The sequence below is a fragment of the Nocardia sp. NBC_01329 genome (genome assembly GCF_035956715.1).
Taxonomy (GTDB): domain Bacteria; phylum Actinomycetota; class Actinomycetes; order Mycobacteriales; family Mycobacteriaceae; genus Nocardia.
In genome coordinates, this window is record NZ_CP108381.1 from 4,186,420 (window position 1) to 4,205,398 (window position 18,979).

Annotated in this window: 17 protein-coding genes; 6 read left to right on the forward strand and 11 right to left on the reverse strand. The window is 67.0% G+C overall.

The window, feature by feature from the left end; genetic code table 11:
- Nucleotides 1-21 precede the first annotated feature (21 nt).
- Entirely contained in the window at nucleotides 22-534 is a 513-nt protein-coding gene (gene msrA / locus OG405_RS19145; RefSeq protein ID WP_327147841.1) for a peptide-methionine (S)-S-oxide reductase MsrA, read from the reverse strand.
- 82 nt (nucleotides 535-616) lie between these two features.
- Nucleotides 617-1,435 (reverse strand): class I SAM-dependent methyltransferase, encoded by an 819-nt coding sequence (locus tag OG405_RS19150; protein WP_327147842.1) that lies wholly within the window; start codon nucleotides 1,433-1,435, stop codon nucleotides 617-619.
- A gap of 617 nt (nucleotides 1,436-2,052) precedes the next feature.
- Between OG405_RS19150 and OG405_RS19155 the strand changes: the two genes are divergently transcribed.
- Nucleotides 2,053-3,243, forward strand: a complete 1,191-nt coding sequence (locus tag OG405_RS19155; protein ID WP_327147843.1) for a DegT/DnrJ/EryC1/StrS family aminotransferase — start codon at nucleotides 2,053-2,055, stop codon at nucleotides 3,241-3,243.
- 104 nt (nucleotides 3,244-3,347) lie between these two features.
- Here the strand turns inward: OG405_RS19155 and OG405_RS19160 are convergent, their stop codons facing one another.
- Nucleotides 3,348-3,806 (reverse strand): hypothetical protein, encoded by a 459-nt coding sequence (locus OG405_RS19160; RefSeq protein WP_327147844.1) that lies wholly within the window; start codon nucleotides 3,804-3,806, stop codon nucleotides 3,348-3,350.
- Nucleotides 3,807-3,959: 153 nt separating this feature from the next.
- Between OG405_RS19160 and OG405_RS19165 the strand changes: the two genes are divergently transcribed.
- Nucleotides 3,960-4,154: a hypothetical protein gene (locus OG405_RS19165; RefSeq protein ID WP_327147845.1), complete on the forward strand. Its 195-nt coding sequence runs from the start codon at nucleotides 3,960-3,962 to the stop codon at nucleotides 4,152-4,154.
- A 193-nt stretch (nucleotides 4,155-4,347) separates the two neighbouring features.
- Here the strand turns inward: OG405_RS19165 and OG405_RS19170 are convergent, their stop codons facing one another.
- The gene (locus tag OG405_RS19170) at nucleotides 4,348-5,514 is read right to left on the reverse strand and encodes a cytochrome P450 (RefSeq protein WP_327147846.1); all 1,167 of its coding nucleotides are present in this window, start codon (nucleotides 5,512-5,514) and stop codon (nucleotides 4,348-4,350) included.
- A 338-nt stretch (nucleotides 5,515-5,852) separates the two neighbouring features.
- On the opposite strand from OG405_RS19170, the gene OG405_RS19175 reads away from it, so the two are divergent.
- Nucleotides 5,853-6,485, forward strand: a complete 633-nt coding sequence (locus tag OG405_RS19175) for a TetR/AcrR family transcriptional regulator (protein WP_327147847.1) — start codon at nucleotides 5,853-5,855, stop codon at nucleotides 6,483-6,485.
- Nucleotides 6,486-6,553: 68 nt separating this feature from the next.
- Here the strand turns inward: OG405_RS19175 and OG405_RS19180 are convergent, their stop codons facing one another.
- Genes OG405_RS19180 through OG405_RS19195 form a run of 4 tightly spaced genes read right to left on the reverse strand, consistent with a single transcriptional unit; the run spans nucleotide 6,554 to nucleotide 11,198 of the window.
- Complete coding sequence (locus OG405_RS19180) at nucleotides 6,554-8,164, reverse strand: PEP-utilizing enzyme (protein WP_327147848.1); 1,611 nt, start codon at nucleotides 8,162-8,164, stop codon at nucleotides 6,554-6,556.
- Nucleotides 8,161-9,660 (reverse strand): pyruvate, phosphate dikinase, encoded by a 1,500-nt coding sequence (locus tag OG405_RS19185; RefSeq protein ID WP_327147849.1) that lies wholly within the window; start codon nucleotides 9,658-9,660, stop codon nucleotides 8,161-8,163. The genes OG405_RS19180 and OG405_RS19185 overlap by 4 nt, the downstream gene beginning before the upstream one ends.
- Nucleotides 9,657-10,271: a hypothetical protein gene (locus tag OG405_RS19190; RefSeq protein ID WP_327147850.1), complete on the reverse strand. Its 615-nt coding sequence runs from the start codon at nucleotides 10,269-10,271 to the stop codon at nucleotides 9,657-9,659. The genes OG405_RS19185 and OG405_RS19190 overlap by 4 nt, the downstream gene beginning before the upstream one ends.
- Before the next feature lie 30 nt (nucleotides 10,272-10,301).
- Nucleotides 10,302-11,198, reverse strand: a complete 897-nt coding sequence (locus OG405_RS19195; protein ID WP_327147851.1) for a DUF7065 domain-containing protein — start codon at nucleotides 11,196-11,198, stop codon at nucleotides 10,302-10,304.
- Nucleotides 11,199-11,795: 597 nt separating this feature from the next.
- On the opposite strand from OG405_RS19195, the gene OG405_RS19200 reads away from it, so the two are divergent.
- Entirely contained in the window at nucleotides 11,796-12,674 is an 879-nt protein-coding gene (locus OG405_RS19200; RefSeq protein WP_327147852.1) for a bile acid:sodium symporter family protein, read from the forward strand.
- Between the two features lie 12 nt (nucleotides 12,675-12,686).
- Here the strand turns inward: OG405_RS19200 and OG405_RS19205 are convergent, their stop codons facing one another.
- Complete coding sequence (locus OG405_RS19205; protein WP_327147853.1) at nucleotides 12,687-13,169, reverse strand: MarR family winged helix-turn-helix transcriptional regulator; 483 nt, start codon at nucleotides 13,167-13,169, stop codon at nucleotides 12,687-12,689.
- A gap of 54 nt (nucleotides 13,170-13,223) precedes the next feature.
- Between OG405_RS19205 and OG405_RS19210 the strand changes: the two genes are divergently transcribed.
- Nucleotides 13,224-14,060 (forward strand): amidohydrolase family protein, encoded by an 837-nt coding sequence (locus OG405_RS19210; RefSeq protein ID WP_327147854.1) that lies wholly within the window; start codon nucleotides 13,224-13,226, stop codon nucleotides 14,058-14,060.
- A 39-nt stretch (nucleotides 14,061-14,099) separates the two neighbouring features.
- Here the strand turns inward: OG405_RS19210 and OG405_RS19215 are convergent, their stop codons facing one another.
- Both OG405_RS19215 and OG405_RS19220 read right to left on the reverse strand, forming a co-directional pair.
- A complete protein-coding gene (locus tag OG405_RS19215; protein WP_327147856.1) occupies nucleotides 14,100-14,891 on the reverse strand; it encodes a hypothetical protein in 792 nt (263 codons plus the stop codon).
- Nucleotides 14,892-14,895: 4 nt separating this feature from the next.
- Nucleotides 14,896-15,729 (reverse strand): sigma factor-like helix-turn-helix DNA-binding protein, encoded by an 834-nt coding sequence (locus tag OG405_RS19220; protein ID WP_327147857.1) that lies wholly within the window; start codon nucleotides 15,727-15,729, stop codon nucleotides 14,896-14,898.
- Between the two features lie 1,192 nt (nucleotides 15,730-16,921).
- Between OG405_RS19220 and OG405_RS19225 the strand changes: the two genes are divergently transcribed.
- A complete protein-coding gene (locus OG405_RS19225; protein ID WP_327147858.1) occupies nucleotides 16,922-18,952 on the forward strand; it encodes an NADPH-dependent 2,4-dienoyl-CoA reductase in 2,031 nt (676 codons plus the stop codon).
- Nucleotides 18,953-18,979 lie beyond the last annotated feature (27 nt).

The window sequence follows — 18,979 nt, forward strand, 5'->3', positions numbered from 1 at the left end:
CGAAGCGGCCCGGTGCCATCGCTACGCGGTGCTCTGCCGGCGCGGGAGTTTCCATCCGGGTCGCGGGAAATGGCAGGTGTAGCCGTTCGGGAAATGCTGCAGATAGTCCTGGTGCTCCGGTTCGGCCTCCCAGAACTCCGGTGCCGGTGTCACCTCGGTGACGACCTTGCCCGGCCACAGTCCCGAATCCTCGACATCGACGATGGTGGCCAGCGCCTCCCGCTTCTGCTCGTCGTCGAGATAGAAGATCTCGGAGCGGTAGCTGCTCCCGATATCGTTGCCCTGCCGATCCTCGGTGGTCGGATCGTGGATCTGGAAGAAGAACTCCAGCAGCGCCCGGTAGTCGGTCTGCGCGGGGTCGTAGACGATCTCCACGGCCTCCGCATGACCCGGATGGTTGCGGTAGGTGGGGTGGTCGTTGCGCCCGCCGGTGTATCCGACGCGCGTCGATACGACTCCCGGTTGCTTGCGGATCAGCTCCTCCACACCCCAGAAGCACCCACCGGCCAGGATCGCCTTGCGCGTTTCGGTCACGCTTCCTCCTTCGCGTTGTCTGCCCTGTCTACAACCCCGGTTCGGTCCGGGAAAATCCCATCCACCGTTCCACCGGGTGTGCTCAGGAACGCTGTGCCGTGACCAGCAGGTACTCCCATTCCATCCGGCCACCGCCCAGATCGTGCGCGGCGCCGAGTTCGGCCAGTTCCCGGTCCAGTTGCGCGGCCCGGTCCGGTTCGTCGGCGAGCGCCCGGTACACAGTGACCATCGGGCCGTAGTTGGCCTTGAAGAAGTCACGGAAGGCGGCGCCGGCGGCGAAACACTCCACGGCAGCGCGCTCCCGGCGCATTTCCAGGCCGGTCACCCGGTCGCCCAGCAGTTCGGTGACGTGGGCTTCGTCGCCCCACAGCGGCGGCGGTTGCGCGCCGGGCGGCGGGGTGGGGGCGAACGGTTTCAATACGGCGAACATCCGGCCGACAAACCCCTCGGGGGTCCAGTTGATCAGGCCTATCGTCCCGCCCCTACGGGTCACCCGGATCAGCTCGTCGGCGGCCGTCCGATGGTAGGGCGCGAACATCACCCCCACGCAGGACAGGACAGCGTCGAAGGCGCCCGGGTCGAAGGGCAGGGCCTCGGCGTCGGCCTGCTCCCAGGTGAGCTCGACGCCCGCCGCGGCCGCATTCCGGCGGCCGACCTCGAACAATTCGGGGGTCAGGTCACTGGCCACCACATCCGCGCCCGCTTCGGCCGCCGGAATCGCCGCGTTTCCCGCGCCGGCGGCGACGTCCAGTACACGCTGTCCGGGACGGACACCGCAGACTTCGACGAGCCTCCTGCCGAGTCCGGGAATCACATCGGCGGCCACCCGCGGGTAGTCGCCCGACGCCCACATCGCTCTGTGCTTGCCCTTGAGATCGCCGGGCGCGAACTGCGTCATCATCTGCTCCTCGGGGTCGATCGAACCTCGGATCCGCTCACGACAGTTCGCGCCCTCCGGATGACTCTTCTCGCGGCTGCCTTCTGTAATCGTTCACCCGCTCAACCGTTCGGCGAGCACGTCTCATTGTCTGCCCCGGCCGCCCCGCGCCGCAATCCCCGCCCCGACCCGAACCGCGGGCACAGCCGGCCTGTGCAGCCTGGCCGTCACGCCTTCGCGGCGCCCGTCACCGGATGGGCACCGGCCGGTCCCCTGCCCGGATCGCGGCACCGGCGACAACGCGCGACGGTAGGGCGCCCCGAAGGCTGGACAGCCCCAGCCCGGGGAATCCGGGCAACACATTCGATCCGGAGTATGCGATCGCCGGTGGGCCTATCATCGAAGATCTCGACCGACGCTCCCGCACAGCGGGATCCGCGATCGCCGGAACGACCATGCACAGGGGAACGGAATGTCGGCAACCGACCCGAGTCACCACACCGCGAACAGCCGAGAACTGTACTGCCGTCGCGCCCACAGCGGGTTCCGCGACCCCGCGCGGGACGAGTACGGACCGTCTACCGGGCCCGGGGTCCGCGGTGCGACCGGCTGACTGCCTCGCACTCAACGGCGGTGCGCCGGTGCGGAGTGCCCCGTACCGGTGGCCGGTGCACGACGAGGCCGAACGCCGGGAACTGCTCGAGGTACTCGACAGCGACCACTGGTCCTTCGACGGACCGCAGGAGACCGCACTCGGCGGCGCGATGGCCGACTACCTCGGCGCGGAGCACGCACTACCCGTGGCCAACGGCACCGCCGCACTCGAGATCGCATTGGAAGCGCTGGACCTGGGCCCGGGCGACGAGGTGATCGTGCCGGGGCTGGCCTGGACCGCCGTGGCGCACGCGGTCGTCGTCAACGGGGGCGTGCCGGTGTTCGCCGATATCGATCCCCGCACCTGGTGTATGGACCCGGCTGCGGTCGAGGAAGCCGTCACCGAACGCACCCGCGGAATCCTCGTCGTCCACACCTACGCGCATATCGCCGATATGGAACGACTGCTCGATATCGCGCGCCGCCACGAGTTGTTCGTGGTCGAGGACGGCGGGCATGTCTTCGGTGCCCGATGGAACAACAGATCCGCCGGAACGCTGGGCCGGATCGGCTGTTTCAGCTTCCAGCAGTCCAAGGCGCCGACCGCTGGCGAGGGCGGGTTGGTCGTCACCTCTGATCCACGGCTCGCCGATCGCGTGTACAGTCTCGCGAACTGCGGGCGGCGACGGCGACCGGAAGCGGACTGGGGCTTCGGCGGAAACCACCGGATCACCGAATTCCAGGCCGCGATCCTGCGCGCACAGTTACGCCGCGTCGACGACCAGATCGTCGTCAAGTCGCGGCAGGTCGCCGCGTTCCGCGCGGGCCTGGCCGCCACTTCCGGCCTCATCCTGCACCAGCCCGACCCGCGCATCACTCGCCGGAACTTCGCCGCGCTTCCGCTGACCGTCGATATCGAAAAGTTCGGCGGGGTAGGCACCGAGCTGATCGTCACGGCACTCGCGGCGGAGGGCATTCCGGCCTTCCTGCCCCATCAGGTGGTCTACCGGGCTCCGACCTGGGTGGCCGGACTGCGCAGATATCCTCGGCACCGGCTCGGACTCGACGCGCGGTGTCCGGCGGGTGAGCAGGTCGCCGGGGCCGCGGGCATCGTCATCGCGCAAGAAGCGTTTCTCGGCCGCTGGACCGAAACGGCCCATCTCCTGGACGCGCTCGACAAGGTCCGCCGACTGGCCACCACCATCCCGGCGGGCGCCCGCGATACCCGCCGCATCTGATTCCCGTGGCGATCACCACCGCCGCCGCGTGATGCCGTACCGGATATCCGATCCGGCGGCGCAACGGAGCTCGAAAGCCTCGGCAATGTCACGACCGGTGTGGGTCACATCTGTTCGACTGTCCGGCCCCGGTCCTGGGCGGCGCCCGGGTGCGGGCTTTCGATGGTCTTTCCTGCTCGCGCCCAGATACTCTCGATATCGAACCGCTCGGCCTGCCACGAGTCGGCGGCGACCCGTACTCGGCCACGCCAGGTCCGCATGATCTCGACATGGACCGGCCAGCGCACGAACTGCCGCATATCGCGCTCGCTGTCCCATACCGAGATCGAACCACCCCGCAATTGCCCGGGCCGGCCCCACAGCCATACACCGACAGCGCCCTGCAGTACCGGCCAGGTCTCACCCAGTTCCAACCCGAGCGCGTAAATCTGCTGTACCTCGGGCTCCGATGTCGCGAGAAAGTCGGTCACGCTGACGAATACCGGCCCGGTCGAGTCCGCGGCGGGGCCGGGTTTCCACGGCATGAGAACGGTGCCCTCGGAGAAAGGCGGGGCGGCGGTCACGATACTGCTCGCACGGCCGGTCGGACGGAGGTGGTTAAATTAGTAAACATGTGCCCATGATAGGCACCTGTTTACTGGAAAGACAATGGCAACGCTCCCACGCACCTAGGACCCGGCCCCCGCAACAACATCCTGATCTGCTCGGCCGATGCCGTGATCGTGATCGTGATCGTGATCGTGATCGTGATCGGCGGATCCTGGGGAACGCTGTCCGAACTCGCGCTCGCCAAATCGGCGCGGCGAGGTACCTGTCGTCTCCCTGCACGGCTGGACCGTTCTCGACTCCGTGGGCAGACCGGCCCGAGCGGGACTCACGGCCGACTCCCCCGCAGATTACGCGGCGTGTAATGCCCTTTCCCGCAACGGAATTCGCTGAGCACGAGTGGTTCGGTGAGCCGGCGGCGAGGGCACGCGTGCCGCCTGCGCGGCTACAACTGACCCGAACGACACCGCGGTCCAAAACAATTCGTCCTGGCCCGCGGTATCCGGTCCTCGCGACCGCCGGCGATCACTGCCTCGGCGGCCGCCCGATACGCGATCGTCAGGATATGTGCAGCGGCGACGACGCCGGGAACTCCACCCGCAGCGAGGTCAGCGAACGATGGAAGGGCCCGGGCCGCCAGGTCGGGGGGTCGGCCAGCTGAATCTCGGGGAGAGCGTCCAGCAGCTGGTCGATGGCGTCCTGCGCGATCAGGTACGCCATGGACTGGGCGGGACAAGTGCGCGGGCCCACGCCCCACGCCAGATGGGAGCGATTACCGGTGCGATCACCGCTGCGGACCGTCGGATCATTGTTGCAGGCGGCGATACTGACGGCGATCGGCTGGTTGGCGGGCAGCCAGGCGTCGTCGATGAGGATCGGCTGCCGCGGGTAGGTGAGCAGATAGTTGGCCAGGGGTGGGTCGTTGAAGAGAACATCGTCGAGTGCCTCCCGGGTGGACAGGCTCCCGCCGAGCACACCGCCACCCAACCGGTCATCGGTGAGGATGAACAGCAGCGTGTTGACGATGAAATTCTGCTGGAATTCGATCCCCGCGCCGTACTGACTCGCCAACTGGTGAACCATCTCCAGATCGTCGAGCTCGGCCGGATGCCGTAGCAGCGCGGAGGTTATGTCTTCCCCGGGTTCGGCCCGTTTCAGGGCCACCAACTCCAGCATCGCCTCGCTGATCATCATATTACCGTGATCGGCGTCGACACCCTCGACGATCGACGCCATACCGGCAGCCATCTTCTGGCCCACCTCCGGTGGGCAACCGAACAGCACATTGAGAACACCGAAGATCAGCGGAAAGGTGTACTGACTGATCAGATCGGCGCTCCCTTCCTCGCAGAAGGAGTTGATCAGCGAGATGGCGATCTCTTCCACCGTGGTGTGCAGTGCGTAGAGGTCGACCTCACCGACACTCTCGGTGGTGGCCTGACGATAGCGTGCCGCCTCCGCCCCGGCGCTGCGAGTCGCCATCGGGCGCCATTCCATCATGGGCAGGACGGGGCAGTCGGCGGGCATCTCCTTCTGCCAAGTGCGCGGATCGGCCGGGAAATGCTCGGGATCGTTCAGGATCCGCACTGCGGTCCGGTAGTCGATCACCAGGGTGGCGGGAACGCCGGGCGCCAGTTCCACCGGCATCAAAGACTTGTACTGCTTGCGCATTTCACGGTAGTAGGTGTGTGGGTCGGCGGCGAATTCCGGGGCGAACAGCGGCATCCGTGGATCGTCGGAATCGAACGGGGAGATCTGACGGGCGGGGCAGGAAGGGGCAGGCGTTCCGGGTGGGACGGTGCTCAAGAAAAGGACTCCAGACAAATGTTGCGGACGACGAACGATAGAGCAGGTTTTTCGATGACGTACCCGGCTCGGGCATACTCGACACGAATCCCGCAGGACGGTTTCCGTACCACGGGAAACCGGGCAGCTAGACTCGGCCCGGTGCTGTCCGTGCGGAAGGTGTACTCGCCGCGAGTATTCGCTCCAGAAGTTCTGCCGGGGCGATGTGGCGGGCGGCGATCGAATCCGAGGAGCAGCCGAGGAGAGGTAGCGCGGTGATGACCGGCTCGGCAGCGCAACCCCGTCGTGGCCGCGGCCGCCCACCCGGATCGGATGGAGCGCATACGCGGGACTCCCTCTTGCGGGCGGCGCGTGAACTGTTCAGCGAAGTCGGCTACGAGCGTGCGACATTCACCGATATCGCGACCCGGGCCGGGGTGTCGCGCACCAATATCAACCACTATTTCCGGAGCAAGGACGAGCTCTACCGCACGCTGTTCGAAACCGACAAGGACAGTGTGATCACCGCCGGTATCGCCGATGCCGGGGCAGCGAGCGACCTCGCCGACCGGATGGCCGCGTTTCTGCGCATCACCATGCGGGCCGACTCCGAGAACCGCACCTACGTAAGATTTCTCGCGGCCTCGCTGTTCGACGCGCTGCGCAATCCGGAGCTCGGCGACTGGGCAGAAGGACAGATCGACAATGTGCGCGGCTTCATCCGGCCGGCGCTGGAGGCCGCCGCGGCGGACGGGACGATCGGGCCGGATGTCGATATCGCCACCGCCACCGAGGTACTCATCGCCGTGGTGTGGGGAATGAGCATGTACGCGGGGTTCGTCGGAACCGACGGCCGGCTCGAGCCGATGATCGACCAACTCAGCGCCCTCTTGCGCGGCACTCTCTGGTAACTGCGGCCGGTGCGCACCGTGCCCGCCCCACCGGCCGGTGGGGCGGATCCGATACCGCACCGCCCGAGTCATCCGAGAACGGTGACCGTGCCCGCATCGCCGTCCAGGCGGATGCGCTGGCCGTCACGGATTCGGTAGCTGCCGTTCTCGGTGCCACAGACACAGGGAATTCCGAGTTCGCGGGCCACGATCGGCCCGTGGCTGAGCAGGCCGCCGTAGTCGGTGACGACTCCGGCGGCGACGAGGAACAGCGATACCCAACTCGGATCGGTCGTCTCGCAGACCAGGATGTCGCCGTCGTCGAGCTCGGTCGTCGACGGATCGCGGACCACCCGGGCTCGTCCCTCCACCACACCGCCGCTGGCCGCCACACCCGTCACGACGCCCGAGACACCCAGGGCGGGGGCCTGCGACTCGCCGGCCTTCGTCAGCTGCGGCACACCCGACCACGCCTGCGGCAGCCGGTAATCGCAGCGCTGTTCGTATTGCGCACGGCGAGCCGCGACCAACGCACGCCGGTCACCGGTGACCCCGGCGCACACTTCGTCGTAGGACAGGTGGAAGACGTCGTCGGCGTGGTCGATCACACCCGCTTCGACCAGCAGGGCGCCCTGCCGCCGCATGGCGGCCCGGGCGATATCGAAGGTGAGCAGGTATCCGGCCTTGCCCTGCTCGCGCAGGGCGATCCAGCGGGCGGCCCACCGCACGTACCGGGCCGCGCCGCCGCGCTTGCGCCGGGGCAGCGCAGCCTGGAGTTCGGCCAGGGCACGCTGGCGCGTCTCGATCTGTTCCCGGCTCCGATTGCGCGGCGCCCGTGGGCTGTCCGCGGCGACGGCGCGGTAGTCGGCGAGCCGGTTGAGTACGGGGGTGGGGTCCTCGCGCCAGGTGATGCCGGACAGCTGTCCCTCGTTGGTGCCGTGGTAGCCGTGCCGGTCGGTGAACTCGCGCAGCGTGATCTCGTCATGGGCCAGCGCCCACAGATCGTGCGCGATCTCGCTCTCGTCCGAGCCGACCCCGGACAGCAGAGCCGGCGCGAGATGGGTCAGGTCGAGCCCGGCCAGCATATCGGTCACCCGGTCGGCGAGCCCCGAGCTGACGAACGAGACGAGCATATGTTTGGTCAGCATGCGCTGGAAACGCTGCCGCGCGTCGTCGAGCAGTTCGACGCATCCCGCGTGGTCGAGCGTATCGATACTGTCCAGGTGGGCGAGTCGCCAGCGGCGCAGATCGGCGAACTCGGCGTCGTGCCGCTTCGGCAGGCGGAGCACCGCCCCGGGCGCTTTCGCGACGATGACGGGATAGCGCCGGGCGCTGTTCGCATCGACCGTCTCCGGCCGGACATAGCCGAAGAGCTGCTGTTCGACCGCTGTCGCCGAGGTGCCCGGGGTGATGTTCGCGATCTCCCGGAACTGGTCGATATTGGCCGCGGCCCGCCCGGCGAACACTGTCCAGAACATTTCCTCCGGCTGATCCGAAACACGGACCTGTTTCTTGGTCAGGACACCCAGATTCCGGAATGCGGTGCGGGTCGCCAATTCCACCGACGCGTTGATGAACGTGAAGCCCAAGGTGGTGAACACACCCGGAAATGCCTCCGCGACATTGCCGGTGGTCCAGGTGACCGAGGGATCGATTGTCGTGTTGTCGAGCGTTTCCTCGACGATTTCGCGGGTGCTCATCGAACCTTCTCCATCTTGCGTCGCAGGAGCAGCTCGGGCAGCGAACCCGGTGCGCCGTGGGGGGATTCCGCGCGTGCCCATCGGGTGAGCAGCGCGATATCGGGATCGTCGGCCGGGGCGCCGGCGACGACGGCGAGCTCGCCGGCATACACCGCACCGGCCGTCGCGTCGACGGTGACCGTCTGTCCGGCCAGCCCCATCAGTGATCCGGTGCCGCAGCCGACCACGCAGGGTACGGCCATTTCGCGGCAGACCACCGCCGCGTGCGAGGTCGACCCGCCGAGTTCGGTGATCACCGCCGCGGCCACCGACATGGCCATCACATCGTCGGGGTCGGTGGTCGGCCGAGCCAGGATCACCGCTTCACCCCGGTCCGCGCGTTCTTCGGCTTCGCCGGAATCGGTGACGACGAGGCCGCCGGCGATACCCGGACTAGCTGGTTTACCGGTTGCCACGGGAGCGGTCGCATCCCGCTCGCCGCGGTCGAGCCGTGGGGACAACAGGGCACGAACCTGCTCGGGTGCCACCCGGTCGAGCGCTTCACCATGAGTGATCAGGCCGGCCTGTCGCAGCAGCACCGCGTGCCGGATCGCCGCCTCCGGGGTGCGTTTGGCGGTCCGCGCCTGCAGCAGCCACAGTGTGCCGCTCTCCACCGTGAATTCGATATCCTGCACGTCCCGGGCATCGGCCTCCAGCCGGGCCGCGGCGGCGAGCAACTCGGTGTGCACATCCGGCATGGTGGCGGCCAGCTCCGCGAGCGCGAGGGCGTCGGCGCGGCCGGACACCACATCCTCACCCTGGCCACGCGGCAGCCACTCACCGTATGGTTCGGCACCACCGGAGAGCGGGTTACGGGTGAACAGCACGCCGGTTCCCGAACGGTCGTCGAGATTGCCGAAAACCATCGCCTGCACGGTGACCGCGGTCCCGGCATCGTGTGACAGGCCCCGGCTCTCGCGATATCCGACAGCGCGCGGTGAATTCCAGGAGCCGAACACCGCGCCGATCGCGCAGCGCAATTGCTCCCACGGGTCCGCGGCCGGGGGGCAGCCGACCACCTTCTCGAACTGTTCGCGAAACCGGCGATGGGTATCGGCGGCGAATACGGTATCCCCGAACTGTTCGGCCAATGCCCGTTCGACCTCGTCGTTCGTCCCCAGGTTGAGAACGGTGTCCATCATCCCGGGCATGCTGGTCGCCGCGCCCGAGCGTACCGAGACGAGAAGCGGCCGCGGGCCGGCACCGAAACGGCGGCCGGTGACCGCCTCCAGTTCCGCCACGGCGGCGGGCACCGCATCCCACACTTCGGCGGGCAGCGACTCACCGGAGCCGTGCATACGCCGGCACACCTCGGTGGTGATGACGAATGCCGGTGGAACCGGGATCCCCAGCGCCGACATCCGCTGCAGGCTTAGAGCTTTACCGCCCAGCAAGTCCGGGCCCGCAGTGGTCGCGGGGCCGAGCGGGAGGACCGAAGGGTGTTCGGCGGCGGTCACTCGGCCCTCCCCGCGCCCTCTTCTCGAATCCGGGACACACCACCGAGACCGATCAGTTCCTCGTGCAGTTCGAACCAGACGGTGTGATAGCTGTCGACGAGCGGCCCCGCCAGCCAGGTCGGATCGCCGGAACGGATCTTCTCCAGTGCCGCGGCGAACCGGTCCGGGTATCGCGCCAGGCGCGGCGCGAGCTCGACGAAGCCCGCGAGCAGCGGTGCGAACCGCTCGTGCAGTTCACCCAGCCGCGCCACGATTCGCGCGTCGTATTCGGCGTCGGTGTGGTCGTTCGGGCGCTCACCGTCGATCAGCTGCCAATCGGTGACCAGCTGTTTGAAGTCGTTGTTCACGTCACCGAAGCCGCGGTACCGCTGACGCAGCAGCGCCTGGTCGACGGTGGCCCGCTCGACCGTCAGCAGTTCGTCGAGTCGCGTCCGGCCCGCGGCGGTGAGTTTGATCCGGACACCCACGCGCTGGAGCTCCCCGGCCGCGAGCAGTGGTTCCAGCACGGTGGAAAGGTCGGCTTCGGTGAGCCCGGCCGCGGCGGCGAGATCGGCTTCGGTGGGACGACCCTTGAATCGCGCAGCCTGAAGGACGCGCAGTACATGTGGCATGGCGTAGCCGCTTTCTCTCGTCGCCGCCGGTCAGGCGACCCGGTGCAGGATCGCCTGTTGGAAAAGGCCCTCGCCACCTCTGCCGTCGGTATCGAACGACAGGAAGTCGTCGTAGACCCCCAATGCCGGTCCGTCGGTCTCGGCCGGCCCCGCCGGCACCCGGAAGCCACCGAGCCGCGCACCCAACGACACCAGCCTGGTCGTGCTGTCTTCGAGCTCGAGCCGGGCCCAGCGGAATTGGGCGGCCGCGTCACGCGCGAAGGTGATGGCGGTGATCGCCGTCGAACCGGTGCTGTCGATGACGAAACCGTCCGGGGTCAGCGAGTCGTCGGCACCGCGGAACTTCATCGCCGTGACGAAAGCCGAATCGTCCACCACGAACAGGGCGGCGAACTCGACCCATTGCGACGTTTCGTCCCGGAACCCCCAGGTGCGGTCACGTATACCGTGCCCGGCGGTGGCCACCGTCGTCCCGTCCACTGTCACACTCCCCGCGACGGTGCACGCCTGCTGGAAATGCTGCAGTGGCGCGGCGGTACCCAGCGCGGGAATGGCGTTCTTCACGCCGTAATCGGCGGAGACGAACAGCGGCGCGTTGACGAGTTCGGCCCGGACGAGCGGGTGCTCGACCCGCACCCGGCCGTCCAGCCCGAAATGAATACTGTCACCGCTGAAGGTCCCCGCCTCCAGGGTTTCGACCACTTCGGCCACCCGGCCCGCCACGGACACACTGAACCGGGCGCGGCGGGTATCGGGTGCGTTCGGCGACGTCGAGACGTGCACCGTACCGAATACCTCTGCGGCGGCATCCCAGAACGAGAGATAGGCATTGTCCTTCCACACCGGATCATCGGCGCCGGCGGCGTCGGCATGAACCGGCTCGGACAGCTTGCCCCAACTCTGCTCGGTCGGGGTGGCGGTGGTCATCGAGTGTCCCTTCTGTTCAGGATGGGCGGGGAGATACGGATTCGGTCGGAAGCCGCGCCGGCCGGTCGGGCGGCGATACCCTCCTGCCCTGTTCACACGCGGAAACTCTCGCTCCGACCCGCACAGTGTGTTGCCGCGCGGCGGCAGGCACCGGAACCGGCGGCTCGAGCGCAAGGGGTACCGGGCAGCCGTTCCCGGTATGGGCGGTACCGTCGCGTACCTCGACGCCCATGACTGTACCTCCGGTTGCCGGCGCAGTAAGCGGGTGCGCGGACGTGAACAGTGAACAATGCACAGGGACCGTGATCGCGATGGCCGGTTATACCGGCGCCAGGGTCACTGTGAGATGTGAGGCTATACGAAATGACGCTACTGTCAATTTGTCCCGGCCACCGCGAGCGTCAAACCCTCTCGGCAGGAAGGGAATAGCGGTCGCGGCCGTCCTGTCACGGCTCCGAGAATCGCGATCCTCGCACCGGCCGCTCCGCCGCCCGCGGCCGATCGATCGGTTCCACCGTGCACTACCGGTGGTGCGCACCGGCTCGTTTGACGACGGTCGCGACATCAGGTGACACTCGGCCGTCGAAAGGATGACTCATGGGTTCGATGCTTTTCGCGATCGCCCTACCGTTGGCACTCGGAATCGTCATGTTCGGTCTGGGCCTGACCCTCACCGTCGACGATTTCGCCCGGGTGGCCCGGTTTCCCGAGGCGGCGCTGATCGCATTGGTGTGCCAGCTCGTGGTCCTGCCCGCACTCTGCTTCGGGTTGGTGCGGTTGTTCGGGCTCGACGGCGCCCTCGCGGTGGGCATGATGCTGCTGGCCGCCTCCCCCGGCGGGACCTCGGCGAACCTGTTCAGCCATATCGCCGGCGGCAATGTGGCGCTGAACATCACGCTCACCGCAGTCAACTCGGTGCTGGCGGTGTTCACCCTGCCGATTGTGGTGGGCCTGTCGTACTCGGTATTCCTCGGCGACGGCGCGGGTATCGGGTTACAACCCGCCAAGTTCCTCCAGGTGTTCGCACTGGTCCTGGTACCGGTGGTGGCCGGAATGACGGTGCGGCGGCTGTTCGCCGGCTGGGCGCTGCGAATGCACACAACGGTCAAGATCGCCGCCGGGGTAGTGCTGGCACTCGTCGTGATCGCGGCACTGGTCTCGGAGTTCGACGCGTTCACCGGTCATGTCGGGCAGCTGGGTGCGATCGCCCTACTGCTGTGCGTGTGCAGCTTGACCATCGGCTACACGGTGCCGCGCGCGTTCGGGGTGGAACGCGCGGACGCGATCGCCGCGGGTATGGAGATCGGGGTCCACAATGCGGCGCTGGCCATCACGGTCGCGGTATCGGTACTGGGCAACGAGACCATGGCCGTACCCGGCGCCGTATACGGGTTCCTCATGAACATCCCCGCCGCCGTCGCCACCTTCCTGTTCGCCCGCTCCCGGCGCCGCGAACCCACCCCGGCCTCGACGTGACTTCTCCGGCCCTCACTTCCGGCCGGGGCCGTCCGGCGGGGAATCCCCGCCTTTCGCGGGGAGCGGCAACGAGCCGACGGCCAGGTCCAGCGCGTCGAGCAGCTCGGCGAACCGCGCCCGGCCCTCGTCGCCGAGAGCTTCCAGGACGACGCCGTTGACGACGCCATAGGTCTCCTGGGCCCGCCCGACCGTCTCGACTCCGCGCCCGGTGAGAAACAGGGCCACCGCTCGCGAATCCTGGTCGCTGACCCGCCGCTCGACCAGGCCGGCACTGAGCAGCCGCCCCACCGCGGCGACCACCGCGGACTCACCGAGCCGCAGCCGCCGGGCGATATCGCGCTGTGAGCAGCCCGGATCATCCGCGATCACGGCCAGGATCCCGGCTTGGGCCGTGGTGACCCCGGCACTGTCGATCAGCAAGCGGTCGGATTTCTTGCGCAGCGAATGGGACACCTGCTGGATCCGGCCGATCAATCGGTACGGGTCCCTTGCCATCCGGCCCACCTCTCAATACTTTGATAGTGAAGTATATCGGGAGAGGAGTCACCCATGGGAGCGATCGACGTATGGGCCCAGCAGGTCGGCCCACGGATGGCCCGCGAACCCTGGCTGGCCACCCTGCTGCGCTGGACCGGAAAGAACTCCGCCGATATGGTCCCCGGCATCGACCACACCCTGGCCCGGATGGACGCCGCGGGAGTGGATCTGGCGCTGCTTTCGGCCTGGTACGGCCCCGGCGGACCGCTGATCACCAACGACGAGGTACGGGCCGCGGTCGACCACGCACCCACCAGATTCCGCGGCCTGCTCGGCGTCGACCTCCGCGACCCGGTGGGCGCCGCGCGGACGATACGCGAACTGGCCGGTGACACCTTCGTGGGTGTCCGGGTCGTGCCCTGGCTGTGGGAGCTACCACCGGATCACCGGCTCTACTATCCGGTCTACACCGCCTGTGTCGAAGCGGGTGTCCCGCTGTGCACCCAGATCGGGCACACCGGACCGCTGAAGTCCTCGGAAACCGGCCGCCCCATCCCATACCTCGAACGCGTTCTGCTGGATTTTCCCGATCTGGTGGTCGTCGGCGGTCACGTGGGGTTTCCGTGGCTGGACGAAGTCGTCACACTCACCGTCGAATTCCCGAACTTCCATGTCGACTCCTCCGCATACGCGCTCGATCGCCTGCCCCCGGCGTTCCTCGACTACGCCCGGACCCTGGGACGCCGCCGCGTCATGTTCGGCACGAACTGGCCCATGATCGATCCGGTCCGCGCGCTGCGCGATCTGGAGAGTCTGGAGTTCGACGACGATCTACGCGCCGACTTCCTCGCGGGCACCGCACGACGGGTGTTCCGCCTCCCCGATCCCGTCGCCGCAGAAGTTCCGTGACCACAGCGGACGCTCCGAGAAGCTTCTCAGACCGGCCGACTACAAACGGAGAACCGCGATTGTCTTGTCATCGTGACGCTTCGCCCGGGGCAGGATCCGGCCGGCCGGATCGGTTTCGGCCTCCCATTCCCGGCACCGGGAGAGGAGAGCACGAAGACCGACGGTAGATCGACCCGCGACCTCGGGCCACTGGACACCCAACGCCTCGAGAGTGTCGTACGCACCGTCGGTGGCAACGACTACCCATGCGACCGATTCACAGGGGTATGTCGCCGAGATCGCATGCTCGGCAGCCGCCGGGTCGGCTTCCGCAATCCAGTAGCCGCCGATTCGGTTACGTTGCACTCGCTGTCGGCGCTGTAATTCACCCACCAGGCCACGGTGGATATCGTCATATCCCGAACCTTCGGCCAACCGCTTCCGGTATTCAGAGCTCTCGGGGATGTCGAGGGCATTCAATCGGTTGTCAGTGATGACGTCATGACGCCCATCCGCGAAGCCGACAACTACGGTCGTGTCCCCGAGGACCAGCACTTCGACGGTCTTCGGCCGTACCTGCACGATCGCCACAGCGCTCGATGGCGACGAATTCGGTCGCAGGTCCAGAACTTCGACAGTGGACCGGATCGCACCGGACAGGATTTCGGGGAGAGCGTCGGCTCTGCCGAGACTGGTGACGAGCTGCGATCCCAAGATGTCCACGTATCGTCCTGCGGGAGGCGTACCGGGTTCGTGAGAGCTTGCGCCGTCGAGAACTACGACCCCGGAATCGGATGCCAGGGCACGGTCCTCGCCGGCGCTCTCGGGCAGTTCGGCTATCGCGAGCTCCATCGGCTCACTCCCGGCTCGTGAACGGTCCGGCGACGATCCGGCTGTCGGTGATCGATGGCTCGGTGTCGAAGTCACATTCGATCACGGCACTGGTGAAGTCGGCCGATGGCTCGTAGAGCTCGGATACGTTGTCGGTCAGCCAATGCGCGACTCCCATGGAGCCGATACTGGTCATACCCGCGATATGGACGATGACGCGGCCGTCCTCCACTCGCCTGCCGAGGTAGCCGATATCGATGCGGTTCGCGAGGTCGGCACGGGACGGCGAGCTGTATCGGCGCCCGGAAGCTTTCTCGATCAGGCACCAGGTCCCGTCGATCTTCTCGAAGCTCAGGGCATCGTCGGCGGCGAGGAGATTCTCTGTCACCGGAGCCGATTCGGGGCCACAGATCACCACGGCGTCGCCCGTCGGCACCTGTTCGTCCTCGGGAGCGATCTCGAACCGTGTGGAGGCCAGCGATAAGCGGGCGAGGTCGACCTCGACCCGCTGCCGGGTCGCCTGGTAACTCACATCGAAGTGCAGGTGGTCGTGCTCGTTTTCGGCGTCGTCCCGGCGGGGAATCCCGACCGCCACGGGGCCGACACCGAAGAAGGCGCGTTCGGGCGGTGGCGCGTTCGTTCTGATCTGACTGATCCGGCCTTTCGTGATCCCGAGACGCTCGGCGATCTCGGTATAGGTGAGACCGGTCCGGTGAGCTTCTTCGATCGCTTCCCTGCGGAGCCGCGCCAATTCGGTGGCCCGCTGCTGGTAGAGCGTGATCAGCTCGGTGGCTCGCTGCCCACGGCGCACCGGGTCCGGATCGCTTCGGACCTCGTCGAACTCGTTGGCGCCATCCACGCCCCCGAGCTTAGAGCGCCTTGACGGCGGACGGGCGGCGGCCGTAGGGTGCGTGTTTATACCCCCTCGACAACACGGGTGTCGCGCGGCCGCCGTGTTTAGCGGGGGTAAACATTCGAGTATTGCGTGTTCCACCTGCCCACAGTCGTTCGCCGACGCACGGCAGGCGTCCCTGTTCCGCACACGAACCCGCGAGGCCACACCATGCCCGAACAACGCCCCATGCTGCCCACTCGCACCACCAACCGAGCCATCGCCGAGACACTGAGGCTCTGGCAAACCACCTGGTGCACCGATACAGCGATCCTCGAACAGATTGCCGAGCGGCTACGCGAACTGCCCGGCGACGAGCCACGAACCCGGCTCTCGCACAGCGATATTCGTACTGATTCCGGCCGCGGCCCGAGTACGAACCAGACGGTTCCACCAGACCTCGGCGAAGCCGGTTCTGAAAACCCTCGGCGAAGCCGGTTCTGAAAACATCGATCACGGAAAGAACGACATGCCAATTCCCAGCGAACCGGCGTGCGGATGCCGAATCGCGCCCTGGATCCACACCGGAATGCTCGTACCCAAATCGTCCCCGGGGCTGTATTACTGCCCGGAAAAGCAGTATTGCCTCCACGGCGCCCGACTCGAGAGCGGCCGGATCGCCGAGCACTGGCGAAATGTTCCTGGAGAATGCCCCTGGGCCGGATTGAAAGTCACCGAAAGTCCGGTATGCGTATGCGGCCGCGGGCCGTGGATCAATCTGCGGCAACTGCGAATATTCCTCCGCAAGGACCTCATCGGACCGGTCATCTCTCTCAGCTGTCCGGGCCTGTGCCCCGGGACACTCGTCTCGGTCGCAGACGAGTACATCGCCGATCATCCCTACGACAACCGCAGGCGGTGCCCTTGGTCCGGCACACGGATCATTCCCATCGGCACTCCCCCACCACTGTTCCCACCGACACGCTGAGCCGGACGCATCGCTTACTCCGAACCGGGCAGACGTCGACACTGTTCCTGCCCGGCTGCGGTTGCTCATGATCGGTACAGCCCTTTTCGGTCCCGCCTCGGTAGCGGCGGCCCGGCTCGGCCGGTGGCGGATCGGTGCCGGAGCCGGGTCACGTGATCGCGTGGCCCGAGTCGACACGGAAACCGAAAACTATCCGTTGCGGCGATATAGCCCGGTCAGTAAGTTCACTTCATGAGCTCCACCTTCCCGCATTTGCTGTCGCCCCTGCAGCTGCGCCATATCACTCTGCGCAATCGCGTGGTGATGGGTTCGATGCACACCGGTCTCGAAGACCGGCCCTGGCATACCGATCGGCTGGCCGCCTTCTTCGCCGAACGCGCGCGCGGCGGCGTAGGTCTCATCGTCACCGGTGGCTACGCACCCAACCGGGAAGCGCTGATCTCATCCTTCTCGTGCTCGATGCTCACCGAGGCCGACGCCGTGCGGCATCGCGTCATCACGGCCGCCGTCCACGAGGCGGGTGCGAAGATCGCGATGCAGATCCTGCACACGGGACGTGATTCGAACACCCCGAACAATGTCGCACCGTCGGCGGTCGCCTCGCCGTTCAGCGCCTTCGAACCACGGGAATTATCCGACGCCGAGGTCGAATCGACCATCGACGCCCATGTGCACTGCGCCCAGCTGGCGAAATCGGCCGGATACGACGGTATCGAGCTGATCGGCGGCGAGGGATTCCTCATCAATCAATTCCTCGCGCCCCTGACCAACAAGCGCGCTGACCGATGGGGAAGCACGCCGGCCGATCGGCGCCGATTCCCAGTAGAGATCGTCAACCGGACCCGCGCCGCACTGGGTGACGAATTCCTGATCATGTTCCGCATGTCGCTGGCCGACTTCATGGAGGACGGCCAGTCCTTCGAGGAGATCATCGCTCTGGCTCGCGAGCTGGAAGCGGCGGGAGTGGATATCATCAACACCGATATCGGCTGGCACGAATCCCGGGTGCCCACGATCGCTACCTCCGTACCCCGGGCGGCTTTCGTCGGATTCACCGCGAAAATCAAACAACAGGTGAGTATTCCGGTGTGCGCGGCGAATCGGATCAATATGCCCGACGTCGCCGAAGCGATCCTGGAGCGTGGTGACGCCGACCTCGTCGCGCTGGCGCGCCCGATGCTCGCCGACCCGGAGTGGGTGCGAAAAGCAGCCGAATCCCGGGTCGACGAGATCAATACCTGCATCGCCTGCAACCAAGCCTGCCTGGACCACACCTTCACCGGAGAGCTGGTGTCGTGCCTGGTGAATCCGCGCGCCGGCCGGGAGACCGTCCTGCGACTGCTGCCCACCCGGCAGGCCAAGAAGATCGCGGTGATCGGGTCCGGTCCGGCCGGGTTGTCGGCCGCGATCGGCTCGGCCGAACGAGGCCATCGGGTGGAGCTGTTCGAGGCGGCAGACCGAATCGGCGGTCAATTCGACCTGGCCCGGCGTATTCCCGGCAAAGAGGAGTTCGACGAGTCGATCCGGTACTTCCGGCGCAAACTGGAAGTCGTCGGTGTGTCGTTACGATTGAACACCGAGGTCACGGCCGAACACCTCGCCGAAGGTGACTGGGACGAAGTGGTGGTGGCCACCGGGGTACGTCCCCGTGTCCCCGATATCGCCGGTATCGACCACCCGATGGTGCTCTCCTACCCGGAGCTGATCCGCGGCGAACGCACCGCCGGCCGACGGGTGGCCGTGATCGGCGCGGGCGGAATCGGGTTCGACGTCGGCGAACTCCTCACCGTGGCGGTCAGCAGCGCGCTCGACCTGGCCGAATGGCAGCGGGAGTGGGGGGTCACCTATGACGATAAGGCGCCGGGCCAGCTGACCACACGCACCTGGTCACCGGCGGTTCGCGACGTCACACTGCTGAAGCGTAAACCCGGTCCGTTCGGAACCACGCTGGGTAAGACCACGGGATGGATCCACCGCACCGCACTGGAGGCCAGAGGAGTCGAACAGATCGCCGGGGTGAACTACGAGCTGATCGACGACCGGGGCCTGCACATCAGTTTCGGGCCGAACCACGAAGGCCGGCGCGTGCTCGAGGTCGACAATGTCGTGATCTGCGCCGGTCAGGAATCAGTGCGCGAACTGGTGGAACCACTCAGCGCGCTCGGGGTGCGCTGGCATGTCATCGGCGGCGCCGACGAGGCCAAGGAGCTCGACGCCAAACGCGCGATCGAACAAGGCACCCAACTGGCGGCCGAGCTGTGAACGCGGCCGCTGAGCTACCGAGATGTG